18 protein-coding genes are annotated in these 14905 nt (G+C 75.1%); 11 read left to right on the plus strand and 7 right to left on the minus strand.

Translation table 11 applies throughout. The annotated features are described in order from the left end of the window. Window positions 1–105 precede the first annotated feature (105 nt). Together ACI782_RS23540 and ACI782_RS23545 are read right to left on the minus strand one after the other, a co-directional pair. Window positions 106–396, minus strand: a complete 291-nt coding sequence (locus ACI782_RS23540; RefSeq protein WP_456912537.1) for a hypothetical protein — start codon at window positions 394–396, stop codon at window positions 106–108. 68 nt (window positions 397–464) lie between these two features. After that, a complete protein-coding gene (locus ACI782_RS23545; protein ID WP_456912538.1) occupies window positions 465–656 on the minus strand; it encodes a hypothetical protein in 192 nt (63 codons plus the stop codon). Between the two features lie 294 nt (window positions 657–950). On the opposite strand from ACI782_RS23545, the gene ACI782_RS23550 reads away from it, so the two are divergent. Beyond that, window positions 951–3209: a xanthine dehydrogenase family protein molybdopterin-binding subunit gene (locus ACI782_RS23550; RefSeq protein ID WP_456912539.1), complete on the plus strand. Its 2259-nt coding sequence runs from the start codon at window positions 951–953 to the stop codon at window positions 3207–3209. Window positions 3210–3301: 92 nt separating this feature from the next. Here ACI782_RS23550 and ACI782_RS23555 read toward each other — a convergent pair whose 3' ends face one another. After that, a complete protein-coding gene (locus ACI782_RS23555; protein ID WP_456912540.1) occupies window positions 3302–3799 on the minus strand; it encodes a hypothetical protein in 498 nt (165 codons plus the stop codon). A 380-nt stretch (window positions 3800–4179) separates the two neighbouring features. Between ACI782_RS23555 and ACI782_RS23560 the strand changes: the two genes are divergently transcribed. From ACI782_RS23560 to ACI782_RS23580, 5 genes are all read left to right on the plus strand, one after another. Next, window positions 4180–4644: a hypothetical protein gene (locus ACI782_RS23560; RefSeq protein ID WP_456912541.1), complete on the plus strand. Its 465-nt coding sequence runs from the start codon at window positions 4180–4182 to the stop codon at window positions 4642–4644. A gap of 233 nt (window positions 4645–4877) precedes the next feature. Then, on the plus strand, window positions 4878–6218 hold the full coding sequence (locus ACI782_RS23565; RefSeq protein WP_456912542.1) for a hypothetical protein: 1341 nt from the start codon (window positions 4878–4880) through the stop codon (window positions 6216–6218). A 114-nt stretch (window positions 6219–6332) separates the two neighbouring features. Beyond that, window positions 6333–6896, plus strand: coding sequence for a dihydrofolate reductase family protein (locus tag ACI782_RS23570; RefSeq protein ID WP_456912543.1), 564 nt, complete (start codon window positions 6333–6335; stop codon window positions 6894–6896). Window positions 6897–7005: 109 nt separating this feature from the next. After that, window positions 7006–7332, plus strand: coding sequence for a GYD domain-containing protein (locus ACI782_RS23575; protein ID WP_456912544.1), 327 nt, complete (start codon window positions 7006–7008; stop codon window positions 7330–7332). A gap of 66 nt (window positions 7333–7398) precedes the next feature. Beyond that, window positions 7399–8430, plus strand: coding sequence for an ion channel (locus ACI782_RS23580; protein WP_456912545.1), 1032 nt, complete (start codon window positions 7399–7401; stop codon window positions 8428–8430). A 42-nt stretch (window positions 8431–8472) separates the two neighbouring features. Here ACI782_RS23580 and ACI782_RS23585 read toward each other — a convergent pair whose 3' ends face one another. The 3 genes from ACI782_RS23585 to ACI782_RS23595 form a co-directional block, all read right to left on the minus strand. Further along, on the minus strand, window positions 8473–9708 hold the full coding sequence (locus ACI782_RS23585) for a vanadium-dependent haloperoxidase (RefSeq protein WP_456912546.1): 1236 nt from the start codon (window positions 9706–9708) through the stop codon (window positions 8473–8475). Window positions 9709–9965: 257 nt separating this feature from the next. Further along, window positions 9966–10436, minus strand: coding sequence for a GNAT family N-acetyltransferase (locus ACI782_RS23590; protein WP_456912547.1), 471 nt, complete (start codon window positions 10434–10436; stop codon window positions 9966–9968). Then, on the minus strand, window positions 10433–11077 hold the full coding sequence (locus ACI782_RS23595; RefSeq protein WP_456912548.1) for a hypothetical protein: 645 nt from the start codon (window positions 11075–11077) through the stop codon (window positions 10433–10435). Before ACI782_RS23595 ends, ACI782_RS23590 begins: the two co-directional genes overlap by 4 nt. Before the next feature lie 102 nt (window positions 11078–11179). Here ACI782_RS23595 and ACI782_RS23600 point away from each other — a divergent pair, with 102 nt between their 5' ends. Then, window positions 11180–11947, plus strand: a complete 768-nt coding sequence (locus ACI782_RS23600) for a dihydrodipicolinate synthase family protein (protein WP_456912549.1) — start codon at window positions 11180–11182, stop codon at window positions 11945–11947. On the opposite strand, the gene ACI782_RS23605 is transcribed toward ACI782_RS23600, so the two are convergent. After that, a complete protein-coding gene (locus ACI782_RS23605; RefSeq protein WP_456912550.1) occupies window positions 11889–12359 on the minus strand; it encodes a hypothetical protein in 471 nt (156 codons plus the stop codon). The genes ACI782_RS23600 and ACI782_RS23605 overlap by 59 nt on opposite strands. A 134-nt stretch (window positions 12360–12493) precedes the next feature. Here ACI782_RS23605 and ACI782_RS23610 point away from each other — a divergent pair, with 134 nt between their 5' ends. The 4 genes from ACI782_RS23610 to ACI782_RS23625 are packed head-to-tail and all read left to right on the plus strand — an operon-like array spanning window position 12494 to window position 14899. After that, window positions 12494–13003 carry a phosphohydrolase gene (locus ACI782_RS23610; protein WP_456912551.1) on the plus strand — a complete coding sequence of 170 codons (510 nt, stop codon included), beginning with the start codon at window positions 12494–12496 and terminating at the stop codon, window positions 13001–13003. A gap of 51 nt (window positions 13004–13054) precedes the next feature. Beyond that, window positions 13055–13669 (plus strand): helix-turn-helix domain-containing protein, encoded by a 615-nt coding sequence (locus ACI782_RS23615; RefSeq protein ID WP_456912552.1) that lies wholly within the window; start codon window positions 13055–13057, stop codon window positions 13667–13669. Next, window positions 13666–14481, plus strand: coding sequence for an SRPBCC family protein (locus tag ACI782_RS23620; protein ID WP_456912553.1), 816 nt, complete (start codon window positions 13666–13668; stop codon window positions 14479–14481). The genes ACI782_RS23615 and ACI782_RS23620 overlap by 4 nt, the downstream gene beginning before the upstream one ends. Before the next feature lie 37 nt (window positions 14482–14518). Next, window positions 14519–14899 (plus strand): hypothetical protein, encoded by a 381-nt coding sequence (locus tag ACI782_RS23625; protein ID WP_456912554.1) that lies wholly within the window; start codon window positions 14519–14521, stop codon window positions 14897–14899. The last annotated feature ends 6 nt before the right edge of the window (window positions 14900–14905 follow it).

The raw sequence follows: 14905 nt of genomic DNA on the forward strand, positions 1-14905 counted from the left end.
GCCCCCCCGGGCCCCCCGCGCGCGCGCCCCGCGGCGGGCGGGGGCGCGGGGGGGGGGGGGGGGGGGGGGGGGGGGGGGGGCCCCCCCCCCATGCCGGGGGCGAGGTCAGTCACGCGGTGGCTCCAGCTCCTCCGGCGACGCCACGCCCTTCTCCGCCAGCAGCGTGGTGATCGCGGTGAACCAGCGCTCGTAGTAGGAGGCGGCGAGGTACTCCTCCGGCGGCATCCGCTCGATAGCGTCCCGGAACTCGTCCAGGTTGTAGACGCCGCGCCGGATCAGCGCGCCGTTGAGCGCGAGGACGTGCGCCTCCCAGTCGGCGTGGAACGGCGGCTCGTCGGGCTCCTCGACGACCGCCGGGAATCCCGACATCCCGCCGACGTCGTTGATGCGGCTCACCGCTGCTTCCTACCGCGCCGCGCAGCGAGGGCACAGGTCCCTCGGTCCCGGGCCGAGGCCCTCGTCCGTCACGCCGGTCGCGGCCGGGCGGTGGACGACGTCCTGGCGGGTGGCGTGCGGGTGAACCGCCACCCCGCCCGCTCGAGCAGGGCGATGCACTGGTCCACCACGGCCTCGATGTCGTACTGCTGGCCCACCTCGGGTGGCATGGCCAGGTCCAGTGCGTTGGTCAGGGCCACGTGGAACTCACTCCGCGCCATCGCCGCACCTCCCGTTCCCGGGTCGTGAACGTCCTCGGCCACGCCAGCGGTGCTCGTCGGCGGCACCACGATGATGTCCCCGGCTCCGCACTCCGGCACCCCGGTCCGGCGCTCCCGCGGACCACCGGCCCGCCGGCCGCGACCGCGACGTGCGGGCGAGGGAGGAACTGCCCCGGAGACGACCCGCGAAGGGCCCTTCCCCGGCGGTCGGGTCCGCCTAGCGTCCCGGGTGTGATCGGCGTTCCCCGTCCAGCGGACGAGCTCTTCCCTCACGGCAGCATCCTCGGCACGCGCGTGCTGCGGACCGAGGACCCGGGGTTCCTCACCCGTGGCGGGACCTACACCGAGGACGTGGTCGACGAGCGGCTGACCGGTGCCGTCCACGCGACCTTCGTCCGGTCACCGGTCGCGCACGCGCGGGTCCTGTCGATCGACACCTCCGCGGCCACCGCGGTCCCCGGTGTCGTCGCCGTCCTCACCGCCGACGACGTCGCGGGCACTCCTCCGCAGCGCCCGGCCATGCCGATGTACCCCGAGGCGATGGCGCAGCCGCTCCTGGCCACCGGCGTCGTCCGGTTCGTCGGCGAGCCGGTCGCCGTCGTGCTCACCGAGGACCGGTACGCCGGGGAGGACGCCGCCGCGCTGGTCGCGGTCGACTACGAACCGCTGCCGGCGCTCGTCGACCCGGAGGAGTCCGCCGCCGGACGGCTCCTGCTGTTCCCGGACGCCGGCAGCAACGTCGCCTACGCCAGCGACGGCGTCCCCGACCCGGACCTGTTCGCCGACTGCGAGGTCGTCGTCAGCAGGGAGATCGTGAACCAGCGGGTCGCGGTGGCTCCCCTTGAGGTGCGCGCTGCTGCGGCGGTCTGGGACGACCGTGGCCGGGTGACCCTGTGGCTGCCGAACCAGGGCGCCCAGTGGAGCAGGCGCACGGTGGCCGGGATGCTGGGCCTCGACGACGGCGCGGTGCGGATCATCACCCCGGACGTGGGCGGGGCGTTCGGCGCGAAGTTCGGTGCCGACCCCGAGCACGCGGTCGTGGCCCTGGCCGCACGCTCCGTGGGCCGGCCGGTGACCTGGGTGGAGACCCGTTCGGAGAACATGGTCGCGATGGCCCACGGCCGGGGCCAGGTGCAGACCGTGTCGATCGGTGGGGACCGCGACGGGCGGATCCGCGCCTACCGGCTGACGGTGCTCCAGGACGCCGGGGCCTATCCCAAGTTCGGTGCGCTGCTGCCCTCCCTCACCTCGCTCATGGCGCCGGGCGTCTACGACATCCCGAAGGTCGAGACGTCCTTCCGGAGCGTGGTCACCACCACGACGCCGGTCGGCGCCTACCGTGGCGCCGGGCGCCCGGAGGCGACCGCGGCGATCGAGCGGGCGGTCGACCTGTTCGCGGCCGAGCTCGGCCTGGACCCGGCCGACGTCCGACGGCGCAACCTGGTCCCGCCGTTCAGCGAGCCGTTCACGAGCAGGTGCGGCGCGGTCTACGACTCCGGCGACTACCCGGCCGCGCTGGAGAAGGCGCTGGAAGCGGTGGACTACCGGGGGCTGCGGGCGGAGCAGGCGGCGCGCCGGGAGCGTGGCGACGTCCGCCAGCTGGGCCTCGGGCTGTCGGCCTACGTGGAGATCACCGGCGCCGGGATCGAGCCGGGTCCGCCGCACGAGAACGCGACCGTGCAGGTGCACCCCGACGGCACCGCGACCATCCTGACCGGCACCTCTCCGCACGGTCAGGGGCACGCGACGGCGTGGGCGATGCTGGCGAGCGAGGTGCTCGGCATCCCGGTCGCGGACATCACGGTCCGCTGGGGAGACACCGACCTGGTCCCGGAGGGCAGTGGCACCGCCGGGTCGCGCAGTCTGCAGCTGGGCGGCGCGGCGGTGCACCAGTCGGCCCTGGAGCTCGTCGAGCTGGCCAAGGCCCGCGCCGCCGAGCTGCTCGAGGTCGACGCCGCCGATCTCGTCGTCGACCGGGCTGCAGCCGGGCTGCGGGTGACCGGCGTCCCGGGGACGGCGGTGTCCTTCGCCTCCCTCGCCGAGCGGGAGCCACTGCTGGTGCGCAGCGTGTTCACCGCTGCCGGGCCCACGTACCCCTTCGGCGCGCACGTCGCGGTGGTGGAGGTCGATGTCGAGACGGGCAAGGCCGAGCTGGTCCGGTTGCTCGCCGTGGACGACGCCGGCGTGGTCGTCAACCCCCTGCTCGCCGAAGGGCAGCGCCACGGCGGCCTGGCCCAGGGAGCGGCGCAGGCCCTGCTGGAGGAGGTCTGCTACGACCCGGACGGCAACCCGCTGACCGGCACCTTCGCCGACTATCCGATCGTGTCGGCCACCGAGGTGCCCACCTTCGAGCTGGTCGACGCCCAGACACCGACCAGCTACAACCCGCTCGGCGCCAAGGGACTCGGTGAGGCCGGCACGATCGGCGCCACGCCGGCCGTGCAGAACGCGGTGGTCGACGCCGTGGCCCACCTGGGCGTGCGGCACATCGACATGCCCACCACGCCGATGCGTGTCTGGCGGGCGATCCGCGAGGCCCGCGCCGGCGGGTGACCGTCGAGGCGCGCCCGCCCCGGCCACTCCCCGCCGCGCCCCGTGTGCGGAGGTGTCCGGTCCCTCCTGGTCGCTCGGGCCGGGTCGGGCGGTCAGGGCACCAGGTCGTCGGCCAGGTCGGCGGAGACGGCGTCGAGCAGCCGGTGGTGGGCGTCGACGAGAGCCGACAGCTGACGGCGCAGCCGGCGCACCTCGGCCTCGAGGGCCTCGACGCGCGCGGACGGCACCGAGGGCGGCGGGCCGGGCACCCCTCGCCCGGTCACCGGCGGGGTCGGTCCCGGGGCGGACGGCGCCCCCGGTGCGGACGGCGGCTGCGGCGCGGCGGCCGGGGTCCCCTCCGCCGAACCGGGCCGGGACACCGCCGGCTCCTCCTCGACCGCGGACGACGACCTCCCCGTCCCCGCCAGGGAACGCCGGGCCGCGCTCGCCGGGATCCGCCAGACCGTCCGCTGTCCCCGCAGCACCTGCTCCCCGGCGAGGGTGCCCGCCCTCAGCTGGGCGCGGATGGCCGCCGGGGTGACCTGGCGGAGCTGGGCCATCTGCTCGACGGTGAGGAAGTCCCCGTCGCCGTCCGCGGCCGGATCCGTCATCTTGCGCTACCTCGCGTCCTGTCGCTTGCGCAACAGCATGCTGCGGGAGCCGGCACGCCGGCAAGCCGGAGCGAGGACCGTCCTCCGTGCCGACGCCACACCGACTTGCGTAAACGCACGCCCTTCGGTTTGCGCAAGTCAGGGGATTCTCACCGGTAGCGCTTTGCGCAAATCAGCCTGCGCAACGCGACTCGGGGCAACGCGCCCGCCAGTTGCGCCCCGTGCACGGCCCACTCGGAGGGCTCGCCCCCCGAGTGGGCCCGTGCCGCCGACACCCGCCGAGGACTACCGGGGCGGGCCCCGCGAGTCGCGCCGGGCCGGCCCGTCGAGCCGTGTCACGATGCGCGGGAACTACCAACGTGTGAGTCCAGGAGGTCCCCTTGGCGACCAGCAGCGCGGCCCCGTCCCGGGCCCGCCGTACCTCCCGTGAGCCGGGCTTCTACACCCGCGCGCAGGTCGAGGAGGACCTCGGGCTCACGGCGACCGAGCTGGACACGTTCGAGCGGGCCGGCGTGCTCGGCGCGGAGCAGCGGCGCCGCCGTGGTGACACCCGCCCGGTGCTGTACTCGACCAGTGACCTGGCCGTGGGCCGGTTCGCGATGGCCGCGCACCGGCTCGGTGTCCGCGGTGAGCAGTTGCGCCGGCTCAGCGACGCGCTGCGGCTCAAGCGCAAGCGGCTCCGGCCGGGGTGGAGCGGCCTGGTCGTCATCGACCGCGACGGCGACGTCGAGCTCCTCGAGGACCCGAGCGGCCTGGTCGAGTACCTGCGCGACTACCCGGTCCCGGTCGCCTCGCTGCTGGTGACGACGCTGACCGTGCCCGACGTCGTCTCCGACGCCGCGTGACGCCGACCGCCGCCAGGACCCGCGGGAGAGATCCCGCGATGGGCTGAGTTCCTCCAGATACGAAACGTGGCACCGGCCCCGGAGCCGGTGCCACGCACCCCCGACGGCCGCTGCCAGCCTCCGGAATCGACACCTCGAGGCCACCAGCGGTCCGCCGGTCCTCTGTGCTGTCCCCTCAGGACGCGTCGGTCCGCTCCCGCGGTGTCGCGCGCCCTGCGCACGGAAAGACGCCGATGCCGCCCTCCTCCCCTCCCCCGCGCTCGGGGGACAGCGCGCCGACCGCCGCCCGGCCGGCGTTGGTCTTCGAGGTCACCAAGACCATCGCCGCCTACACGACCGACGGGATCGCCCCCGGCGGCGGGCTGAAGGTCACCGTCATGCCGGAGGCAGCGCTGCAGCTGCAGCGGGCCCTCGGCGTCAAGCTGTTCTCGGCGCTGTTCACGCTCATCTGCATGGCCGGCGACGACGGTCACCGCCTCGTCGTGGACACCAACGCCACCAAGCTCGCCGAGCAGCTCGGATGCAGCAGGCAGAAGGCCGGCGAGATGGTCACCCAGCTGGAGCAGGCCGGCTTCCTCGACCGCCAGCAGGCACGCGGCGTCGGCGGGCGTGCCGACCGGTTCGGCCGTGGCCGCTACGTGCTCTGCCCGGAGCTGTACCGCGCCGTCGAGCGGCGGCAGACCCTCACGCACAGTGACCGGCCGTTGGGTGTCTCCTCCACCGATGTCACGAGAGCTGACACCGGTGCTCCGGGAGCCGGTGTCAGGGAAGCTGACACCACGTCGACCGGTGTCACCGGACCTGACACCCGGGCCGAACCCGCAGGTCGCACCGGTGACCGGTTCCCCGACACCGGTGCGCGCAGTCACCGTCATGAGGATGAGATGGATGAAGACCATCCATCTCCCCTCCCTCCCGACGCGCGGCTGACGCCGCCGTCGGCCGGGTCGGCGGCCGCTGGGAGCCACCCGGCCGCGGCACCGGCGACGACCACCGCCGGGCTGCCCGCCGCCGAGGTCGTCGCACTCCTGGGGCAGTGGGGCGTGTTCGATGCCGAGGCGATCGTCCGGACCGCCGACCCGGCAGCGCTCGACGCCGCCCTGCGGGAGATCTCCGCGCGGTTCCCCGAGATCAAGAACCCCGGCGGCTACCTGCGCCGGCTGCTGGCCGGTGGGGGTCCGGCGCCGCAACGGCAGGCCGCGACCGGCGCGCCCCTCCCTCGGCCGGTCGCTCCGACGCTCGCCCCGACGGTCGCAGCACCGGTCGCCGCCCCGGTCGCACCGCTCGGGGCACCGCCGGCCGCCGGTCCCGCGGCCGGCCAGCTCGCCGCCCCCGTTCCGGCCGCCGCCCCGGCTCCGGCCGGACGGCAGCTGCCGGAGTTCACCGGCGAGCAGCTCGTCGCGGTGTACGCGCAGCTGCCCGCCGACGCGCGGGCCCAGGTCGACCGGGCCCTCGGCCGGATGGCGCAGGTGGCCGGCCCCGGGTGGTGCCACGTGCCGGGGCTGATCCGCCCGCGTCGGCTGTACCTGGTCGGCGTCCTGGAGCGGCTGGGGCTGCTGGACGATCCCTGCTGAGCACCCCGGACGCGGCGACCCCCCCTGCACCGATGAGAAGCGGCACCGGTCATCGTCTCCACTGCGACACCCGTAACGAGCGGCGCAGAGCCGACGACAGCTGAGGAGAAGGCATTGGGCGCGATCAAGGTCCACGAGTTCACCACCGTCGACGGGGTGGTCGACGCACCCATGTGGACGATCGACTACGGCTTCCCCGAGGACCTCGCCGCCTCCATCGGTGCCCTCACCGGCTCGGCGTCGGGCATCCTCCTCGGCCGCACCACCTTCGAGATGTTCGCGCCGGCCTGGTCCACCCGGACCGTGGAGGACGACCCGGGCGCGCCCTTCTTCAACGAGAGTCCCAAGTACGTCGTCTCCTCCACGCTCGCCGACGCCGAGGCGGTGTGGTCGAACTCGACCGTGGTGGGCGGCTACGACGCCGACCGGCTGCGCGGGCTCAAGGACGAGGTGGGCGGGGACCTGTACGTGAGCGGCAGTGCCACACTGGTACGGGCGCTCCTGGCCGACGGCCTGGTCGACGAGCTGCACCTGTACGTCTACCCGGTCGCGGTCGGGACGGGCATCCGGCTGTTCCCCGACGGCGCACCGCGGACGCCGCTGTCCCTCCTCGGCGCCGAGAGCCTGAGCAACGGGGTGGCGCACCTGACCTACGGCCCGGCCCCCGCCGCCGGCTGAGGCAGCCGCCACTGGCCCGCGGTCGCCGACCGCGGGCCAGTGGACCCCTCCGGCCGACGTCCGAGGGCTGGGGTGGGCGTCCCCGAGGGAACGGACGGGAGGCAGACCGATGCCGCTCTACCTGACCAGGTTCAGCTACACGCCGGAGACCTGGGCCCGGCTGATCGCCAACCCGGAGGACCGGCGGGAGGCCGCGCGGTCCTACATCGAGTCCGTCGGCGGCACGCTGCACGGGTTCTGGTACGCGTTCGGGCCCCGCGACGGCTACACGCTCTGGGAGGCACCCGACAACGTCTCCATGGCCGCCGTCGCCCTGGCGCTCGGTGCCGGTGGTGCGCTGAGCCCGCTGGAGACGACCGTGCTGCTCACCGTCGAGGAGACGATGGAGGCGATGCGCCGGGCGCAGCAGGTCCGCTACCGGCCGCCGGGCGCCTGACGCCTCGCCTACCGGCGGGGAGCAGCACGGTAGGTTGCGCGCACCGTCGCCGAGCCGGGAGCCTGCGTGCCGTTCTTCGTCCTCCGCCTGTCCCGGTTCCTGCGGACGCGGCTGCACGGCTGGCGGCTGCCCCTGACGGTGGCGCTCGTCGTCTTCGCGACGAGCTGGCTGGCGATGGCCCTGGTGGAGCCGGCCGGCAGCGACATCGTGCGGCCGGGCACCTACTGGTGGTACTTCGTCGTCACCGCGGCGACCGTGGGCTACGGCGACGTCTTCCCGACGTCGACGGCCGGCCGGGTCGTCGGCAGTTACGTGATCGTCGGCGGGATCGTCACGCTGACGCTGTTGTTCACCCGGCTCGCCGACGCGCTGCAGTCGGTGCGGGGCAAGCGGTTGAGGGGTGTGGTGGCACTGGACCTGTCCGACCACGTCGTGCTGCTCGGGTACTTCCCCGGGCGCACGGAGCGGATCATCGCCGAGCTGACCGCCGAGGGCCGGCAGCAGGTCGCGCTCTGCGCGTGGGACGAGGTCGCCGAGAACCCCGTGCCCGACCGGCCGGAGGTCCACTTCGTGCGCGGGGACCTGACGCGGGACGACGTGATGCGCCGGGCCGGCCTGACGACGGCCCGGACGGCGGTCATCGACGGCCGCGACGACAACGAGACCCTCGCCATCGCGGTCGCCGTCGACCACGCCAACCCGCGGGTGCACGTGGTGGCCGCGCTGCGCGACCTGTCCCGCCGCGAGAACCTGCGGTACGTCAACGCCGGCGTGCAGGTGGTGCAGTGGCACATGCCGTTCCTGCTCACCGAGGAGGCCAGCGACCCGGGCATCACCGCCATCTACAACGAGCTCATGACCGCGGGCGGGTCGGGCAACACGTACTCGGTCCGGCTGCCCGCGGGCTACCCGCACGCGACGTTCGGCGAGGCCCAGAGCCACTTCGGCCGCACCTTCGGGGCGACGGTCCTGGCCGTGCGGCAGGACGGCGGCCTGCAGGTGAGCCCGCCGTGGGACGAGCCCGTCACCGCGGGCGCCACCCTCTACTACGTCGCCCGGGAACGCATCGACGCCGCCCACCTCGCCACCGGGCGCTGAGGACGTCGCGGGACCGAGTCACCCGCGCCGACGGCCGGTCGATCAGGGCCCGTCGTCGGTCACCGCGTCAGCGACCCGGCGACCGATCTCGAGAGCGTCGTCCATCGCGTCCCGGAAGTGGATGCCGAGCCAGATCCGCGCGTTCACCACGTCGTCCAGCCAGGCGTCCGCGTCGTCGTAGTGGCGGGCCGTGTTGGTGACGGTGCTGCGGATCTCCATGTCCAAAGTCCCCTCCCCGAACAACTCCTCGAGGGTCTCCGCGACGGCGGAACTGACGCAGCCGTGGCCGCTGGGGTTCTCCGGGTACGGCGGGGCCTGCCGCAGCGAGGTCCACCCCGGGTCCGGGGTGGTCGCGGGGTTGCCGTCCCGGTCGGCCTGCTGGATCGCGGTGACCGGTCGCCAGAAGGCGGTGTCGTACTTGACCCGCCAGCAGGTGATCAGCGCGTCGGCTCCGGCCGAGTTGGCGGCCGCGAACACCCGTGCCGAGTCCACGACGTCCATCCCGTGGCGGGCCGCCCGCTCCCGCATCGCGTCCTGGTACTGCCGCACCGGGTTGTCGCTGTAGAACAGCGCGACGTCGGTCTGCTCCGCGGTCCGGCTGGTGCTCGTCTCCGACCCCATCGCCGCCACCTCGGCGACGTCCGCGGCGTACTCCTCGCTGTCCAGGGGATCAGGCCCGTCCGTGGTGAAGCGCTCCACCGATCCGACGACCAGCGGCTCGGTGAAGCCCAGCCACGGAGCGAGGAACTCCCCGGTGCCGGTCGGCACCCACGTGCCGGGAGGCGGCTCGGCGGGCCTGGGGAGGGTGATCGGGGCATCCCGACCGTCGTCCGCGCGGGCCGCCACGAGCGCCGCCGCGGCATCCGCACCCACCTGCTGACCGTTCCGCCGCGCCTCGCTGTCCGGGACGCTCGCGAGCCAGGCGTCGTAGTCCGCGTCCAGGGCGGCCCGGGAGGCCGGGAAGTACTGGCCGAGCACGTCGTGGGCCGCGGTCGCCGCGGCCACGTCGGACGCGGCGCCCTCGTCCTCGGCGGTGACGACCGCGTCGTACACGGCCGTCGACACGAAGCCGAGGTAGAGCTGGGCCACCGGTGGCGGCTTCTCGCCCTCGACGCCGATGGTCCGCCAGGCGATGGCGTTCCAGGCGATCACGACACCGGGATCCGTGCTCACCTGCGCCAGCGGGTGAGCGGCCGCGGCGGTCGGCGTCCCCGCGAGCACCAGCAGCGCGGTGGCCGCGACGATGCTCTCGCGTCGTGCACTGCGGGTCCCGGTCATGGGCCGTCTCCCGTCCGCAGCCCCGCACCGCGCCACCTCTGGCCCGCCGGCTCGGGGCCGGTGGCGGCTCTCGACGCGGGGATCGGACGCTAGTCGGGCGCGCGCACCGTCGACAGGGCCCAGGGGCCCCGTGGGCGCCGCGGGGTCCTTCGCACTGGTCCCGCGGGGGCCGGTGCACCCGCTCGCCGACACCGGCGCGATCCCCCGGCGGTCCGGCCCGGAGATCGTCGGTCCGCCGCCCTGGTCGGGACGACGGCTCACGCGTCCGACAGCGGGAGCCGCAGGACGATCTCGCCGTCGTCCACCTCGCCGGTGGGCCGGAAGCCCAGCCCCTCGTAGAACGGCCCCGGGTTCCCCTCGCCGGGCTCGTAGCTGGTGAGCAGCTCGGTGCCGCCGTCCGCACGGACCAGGTCGATGACCTGCGCCAGCACCGCCCGGCCGATCCCGCGCCGCTGGTGGTGCTTGTCGACGAGCAGCCGCCACAGGAAGTGGCGCCCCCGGTACGGGCCCTCCCGCGCCTTCCACGAGAGCATCACGAAACCGACCGGCTCGTCGCCGCAGTACACGGCCCGGTACCAGGGGTGGGCCGAGGGCTCCTCGGCGGCGTCGCGCAGGGAGCGCTTGACCGAGGCCACGAACCGCTTCTGGTCCTTGCGGACGCGCACGGCGCGCACCGCGTCGCGGTTGTCGTCGGTGATCTCCCGGAGGTGCACGCGCGGAGTCGTCACGCCGCTCCCTCCCCCCGTGCCGCCGCGACGTCGTCGTCCCGCCACAGCGGGGTCACCGCCAGCCACCGCTGCCGGCCCAGCCGGGGCAGGCCCAGCCAGCCGGCCGTCAGGCCGACGGCGTCGCCGGCCCAGACGAAGAACACCTCCCGGTAGACCGGGTTGCCGCCGGCGGGGAGGACGTCGAAGTCGAAGGCCAGCTGCCCCTCGATGGGCGGGGGCGGCAGGGCGTGGGTCGCCGCGTTGCGGGCGGCGGCCGCGCGGCGGACGGCGCTGGTGTCCCAGGCGAAGCCGGTCCAGTCCGGCTCGCGGATCTGCACGCCCGGGGCCTTGACGACGTGCACGGCCAGGTGCCCGGCCTCGATCACCAGCGAGCCGTGCGGGAGGGTGAGCCGGATGCCGCGCGACCGCCAGGACGCGTGGGCCGCCCGGTACTCCGCGAGCAGGCGCTCCCGGAAGTTCTCCGCGGACAGGCCGGCCACCCCGCGGGGCGTGTCGAACAGCTGGGTCGGCTCGTAGCGCTCGGCGTTCGGCCGCCACATGGCCCGGGTGGTCTCCCGGAGCCAGCGCACGACGTCGCGCTCCTCGAGCGTCTGCTTGCAGTCGAGGAGTGCTGTCGATGCAGCGGGATCCCAGTCCTGCATGCAGGAAGTGAAGAGGAACGGCGGGGCCTTGGGTAGCGATGTGCGCCTGGCGCACCCCGCCGGCGTTGTCGCGGGCGAGGTCGGGCGCGCAGGATGGGCTGCGTGCCTGGGTCCTTCACCGGTGTCGGCGTCGCACTGGTCACGCTGTTCGACGAGCGGGGCGCCCTGGACGCCCCGGCCACCGCCGACCTCGCCGTCCGGCTGGTCGACGCCGGCGTGCGGGCCGTGCTCGTCGCCGGCACCACCGGGGAGGCGTCGACGCTCACCCCCGAGGAGCGCAGCGCCCTGGTCGGCACCGTGCGCACCGCCGTCCCGGGGGACGTGCCGGTGATCGCGGGCACCGGCGCGCCGACCGGGGCGCAGGCCGCCGCGCTGACCGAGCGGGCCTTCGACGCGGGTGCCGACGCCGCCCTGGCGCTCTCGCCCCCGGGCGTCGCCGACCCGCGCGCGTACTACGAGCGGGTCGCCAAGGCCGCCGCCGGGCGGCCGCTGCTGGCCTACCACTTCCCGGTCGCCTCTTCCCCGGGCGTCCCGGTGCACCTGCTGCCCGACCTGCCGGTGTCCGGCCTCAAGGACTCCTCCGGCGACGCCGGCCGGCTGCTCGACGAGATCGAGGTCTTCGACGGGGACCTCTACACCGGCTCGTCCGCGCTGCTGACGATGTGCGGTGCGCTGGGTGTCGCGGGGGCGCTGCTGGCGCTGGCCAACGCCGCGCCGGAACCGTGCGTCGCGGCGTTCGCGGGCGACGGCGCCGCCCAGGTCGGGCTGACCGCCGCCCACCGCGCCGCGACGGCCGACTTCCCTGCCGGGATCAAGCGGATGACCGCCGAGCGCTTCGGCGTCTCCCCGGTGACCCGTCTGGGGAGCTGAGCCCCGCCGGCAGGCGGAACGCGCACACGGTCAGCACGACCGCGGCCACCGACACCAGGGTGAGGGTGAGGGTCTGCAGGACCTCGTCACTCGGCGTCTCCAGCAGGTGCAGGGTCAGCTGGTGGTAGAGCTGGTGCGGCAGGTAGGCCACGACCGCGGCCAGCCCCGTGGCCCGGGCGAGCCAGACGCCACCGGTGAGCAGCGCGACGAGAGCGACGACGCCGACGGCGAGGTTGCCCTGGCCCACGTCGCGCAGCAGGTGCTCGTTGTAGGGGCCGTCGACGCTCACCCAGTGCCGTCCGAAGCCGGGGAAGTCCCGGTAGAAGGACGCCGGCGCGAGGGTCTGCCACCCACCGACGACCAGGCCGAAGACGACGAAGAAGGCCAGCAGGCCCCTGACGGTACGGCGCACGGACCCTCCTCTGCCGCGGGTCCTGCGATCGTCCTCCCCACCCGCGGCGCGTCACAGGGACCACCGGCACCGCTCGGTCCGACGCGCGCCGTGGCGGAGCGGGCCCGGTGCGGACCCCGCCTAGCCTCGGGACCGTGCCCTTCACCGTCCCCGACGCGCACCTGCTCGCCCTGGCGGCGCACGAGGGCCAGGTGGACGAGCAGGGTCGCGACCACTACCTCGCGCGCCTGCGGCCGGTCGCCGAGGCGCTGCGCCCGTTCGGCCCCGAGGCCGAGATGGCCGGTGCCCTGCGGGACATCGTCGAGGGCACCCGCGACCACCCCGACCCGGCCCGCCGCTACGACCTGGGCCGGCTGCGCGCCCTCGGCGTCCCGGAGGTCGTCGTCGAGGCCGTCGACGCCGTCACCCGTCGCCCCGGCGAGCCCTACATCTCGGGCCTGATCCACCGCGCCGCGGCCCACCCGCTCGGCCGCCTGGTCCTGCTGGCGGCCAACAAGCAGGACCTCGCGGCCAGCGCCGCCCTGGCCGCGCGCGACCCGGAGAAGGCCCGCCGCCTCCGCGAGGGCCGCTTCCGCCCGGCCCGCCGGATCCTGCTCGCCGCCGAGGCCGCCGACCGCGTGCACGGCCGCCGCGTCCTGGTCTGACCCGCCTGCCGCCCTCTTGACAAGATTTCCTGTCAGCACGACGCTCGGACCGTGCGAGCCGTCGACGTCATCAGCGACCCCGCTGCTGCCGCGGTCGCGCTCGACCCCGTCCGCGCCCGGCTGCTCGCCGAGCTCCGCGCGCCGGCGTCCGCGGCGGCGCTCGCCGAGCGGGTGGGGCTGAGCCGGCAGAAGGTAAACTACCACCTGCGCAAGCTCGAGGAGCACGGGCTCGTCGAGGAGTCCGACACCCGGCGGTGGGGCGGGCTCACCGAGCGCCTCCTGGTCGCCACCGCCGCCGGCTACCTGGTGTCCCCGGGGGCCCTCGGCGACGCCGCGGCCGACTCCGCCCGCACGCGCGACCGGTTGTCGGCGGCCTACCTGCTCGCGCTCGCGGGCCGGGTCCTGCGCGAGGTGGGCGGGATGGCGGCGCGCGCCCGGCGCACCGACGCGCCGCTGCCGGTCCTCGCCCTGGACGCCGACGTCCGCTTCGCCTCCCCCGCCGACCGCGCGGCCTTCGCCGACGAGCTCGCCACCGCGGTCACCCGTCTGGTCGCCCGGTACCACGACGAGGACGCGCCGGAGGGCCGATGGCAGCGCGTCCTCGTCGGCGTGCACCCCGTTCCCGCCGACGTCCCGGTCGGCCCGCCAAGGGAGGAGTTGCCGTGACCCGCTACGACCCCGACGAGCCGACCGCCCGCGTCTCCGCCCACGAGGTCGAGGTCCCCGGCGACCCGGTGGACGTGTGGCAGGCGATCGCCACCGGGCCGGGCATCTCCACGTGGTTCGTGCCCGCCGAGGTGGAGGAGCACGAGGGCGGCCGGATCGTCACCCACCACGGGCCGTTCGGCAGCTCCGAGGGCGTCGTCACCGCCTGGGAGCCCCCGCACCGCTTCGCCTACGAGGAGCGGGACTGGGACCCCGACGCACCCGACGCGCCACCGTGGGCGACCGAGCTCCTCGTCGAGGCCCGCGACGGCGGCACGTGCGTCGTCCGCCTCGTGAGCGGCTTCTTCACCGGCGGCGAGGGCTGGGAGGACCAGCTCGAGGGCACCGACGAGGGGTGGCGGGGTGCGCTGCTGAACCTCCGCCTCGTCCTGACCCACTTCCCCGGGCAGCCGGCCGCGCCGATGCTCGTCTTCGGCGCCGTCCCGGACCGCTCCCCCGACGACGTCGGCCGCGAGCTGCTCGCCTCCGTCGGCCTGGCCGGTGCCGGGGTCGGCGACCGGGTGGCGGTGGACGCCGGCGCGCCCGCCACCTCGGGGACGGTCGTCGACGCCGGGCGGCGCACCGTCCTGCTGCACGTGGACCGGCCGCATCCCGGGATCGTCGAGATCGGCGCATTCGACTACGGCGGCCCGAAGGTCACGGTGCGCGGTCACCTGTTCGGGGACGGCGGCGCGGCGGCCGCCGAGCGGGAGGCGCCGCGCTGGACGGCGTGGCTGACCGAGCACCTGCCCGGGTTCGTGCCGCTGACGTGACGGCCGGTCTGTCGGTGGCGACGGAGAGGATCGGGGCATGGCAGCCTTCTTCCTCCCGCGGGCGAGCGACGACGAGCAGGCCGAGCGGCTCTACGAGGCCCTGGCCGAGTTCGCCGGCTGCGAGCCGGCCCCCGTGGACCGGCGCGTCCGGTCCATCGCCTTCCCGCACGAGGGAGCCGAGTGGGTCGCCGAGGTCGGGGAGGAGCTCCGCGGACGGCGGACGACGCGACAGTTCCGCCGCGGCGAGGTGGTCGAGCGCTCCGAGCACCTCGCCTCGTCCTCGCGGGTGCTCGCCGTCTACCCGGGGACGCCGTTCGTCGTCGTGACCGACGCGCAGCCGATCACCGGAGCCCCGTCGGAGTGGGCCAACCCGTTCACGGCCCAGCCCGACCGGGTGACGTACTTCGACGCGCCGTGAGCCGCC

Source organism: Geodermatophilus sp. SYSU D00703, from assembly GCF_054050155.1.

Bases quoted from the DNA above. Each gene is read 5' to 3' on its own strand.
- ACI782_RS23595 (WP_456912548.1), bottom strand. From the start codon at position 11,077: ATGCAGGACTGGGATCCCGCTGCATCGACAGCACTCCTCGACTGCAAG.
- ACI782_RS23575 (WP_456912544.1), top strand. From the start codon at position 7,006: ATGCCGCTCTACCTGACCAGGTTCAGCTACACGCCGGAGACCTGGGCC.
- ACI782_RS23625 (WP_456912554.1), top strand. From the start codon at position 14,519: ATGGCAGCCTTCTTCCTCCCGCGGGCGAGCGACGACGAGCAGGCCGAG.
- ACI782_RS23555 (WP_456912540.1), bottom strand. From the start codon at position 3,799: ATGACGGATCCGGCCGCGGACGGCGACGGGGACTTCCTCACCGTCGAG.
- ACI782_RS23565 (WP_456912542.1), top strand. From the start codon at position 4,878: ATGCCGCCCTCCTCCCCTCCCCCGCGCTCGGGGGACAGCGCGCCGACC.
- ACI782_RS23585 (WP_456912546.1), bottom strand. From the start codon at position 9,708: ATGACCGGGACCCGCAGTGCACGACGCGAGAGCATCGTCGCGGCCACC.
- ACI782_RS23545 (WP_456912538.1), bottom strand. From the start codon at position 656: ATGGCGCGGAGTGAGTTCCACGTGGCCCTGACCAACGCACTGGACCTG.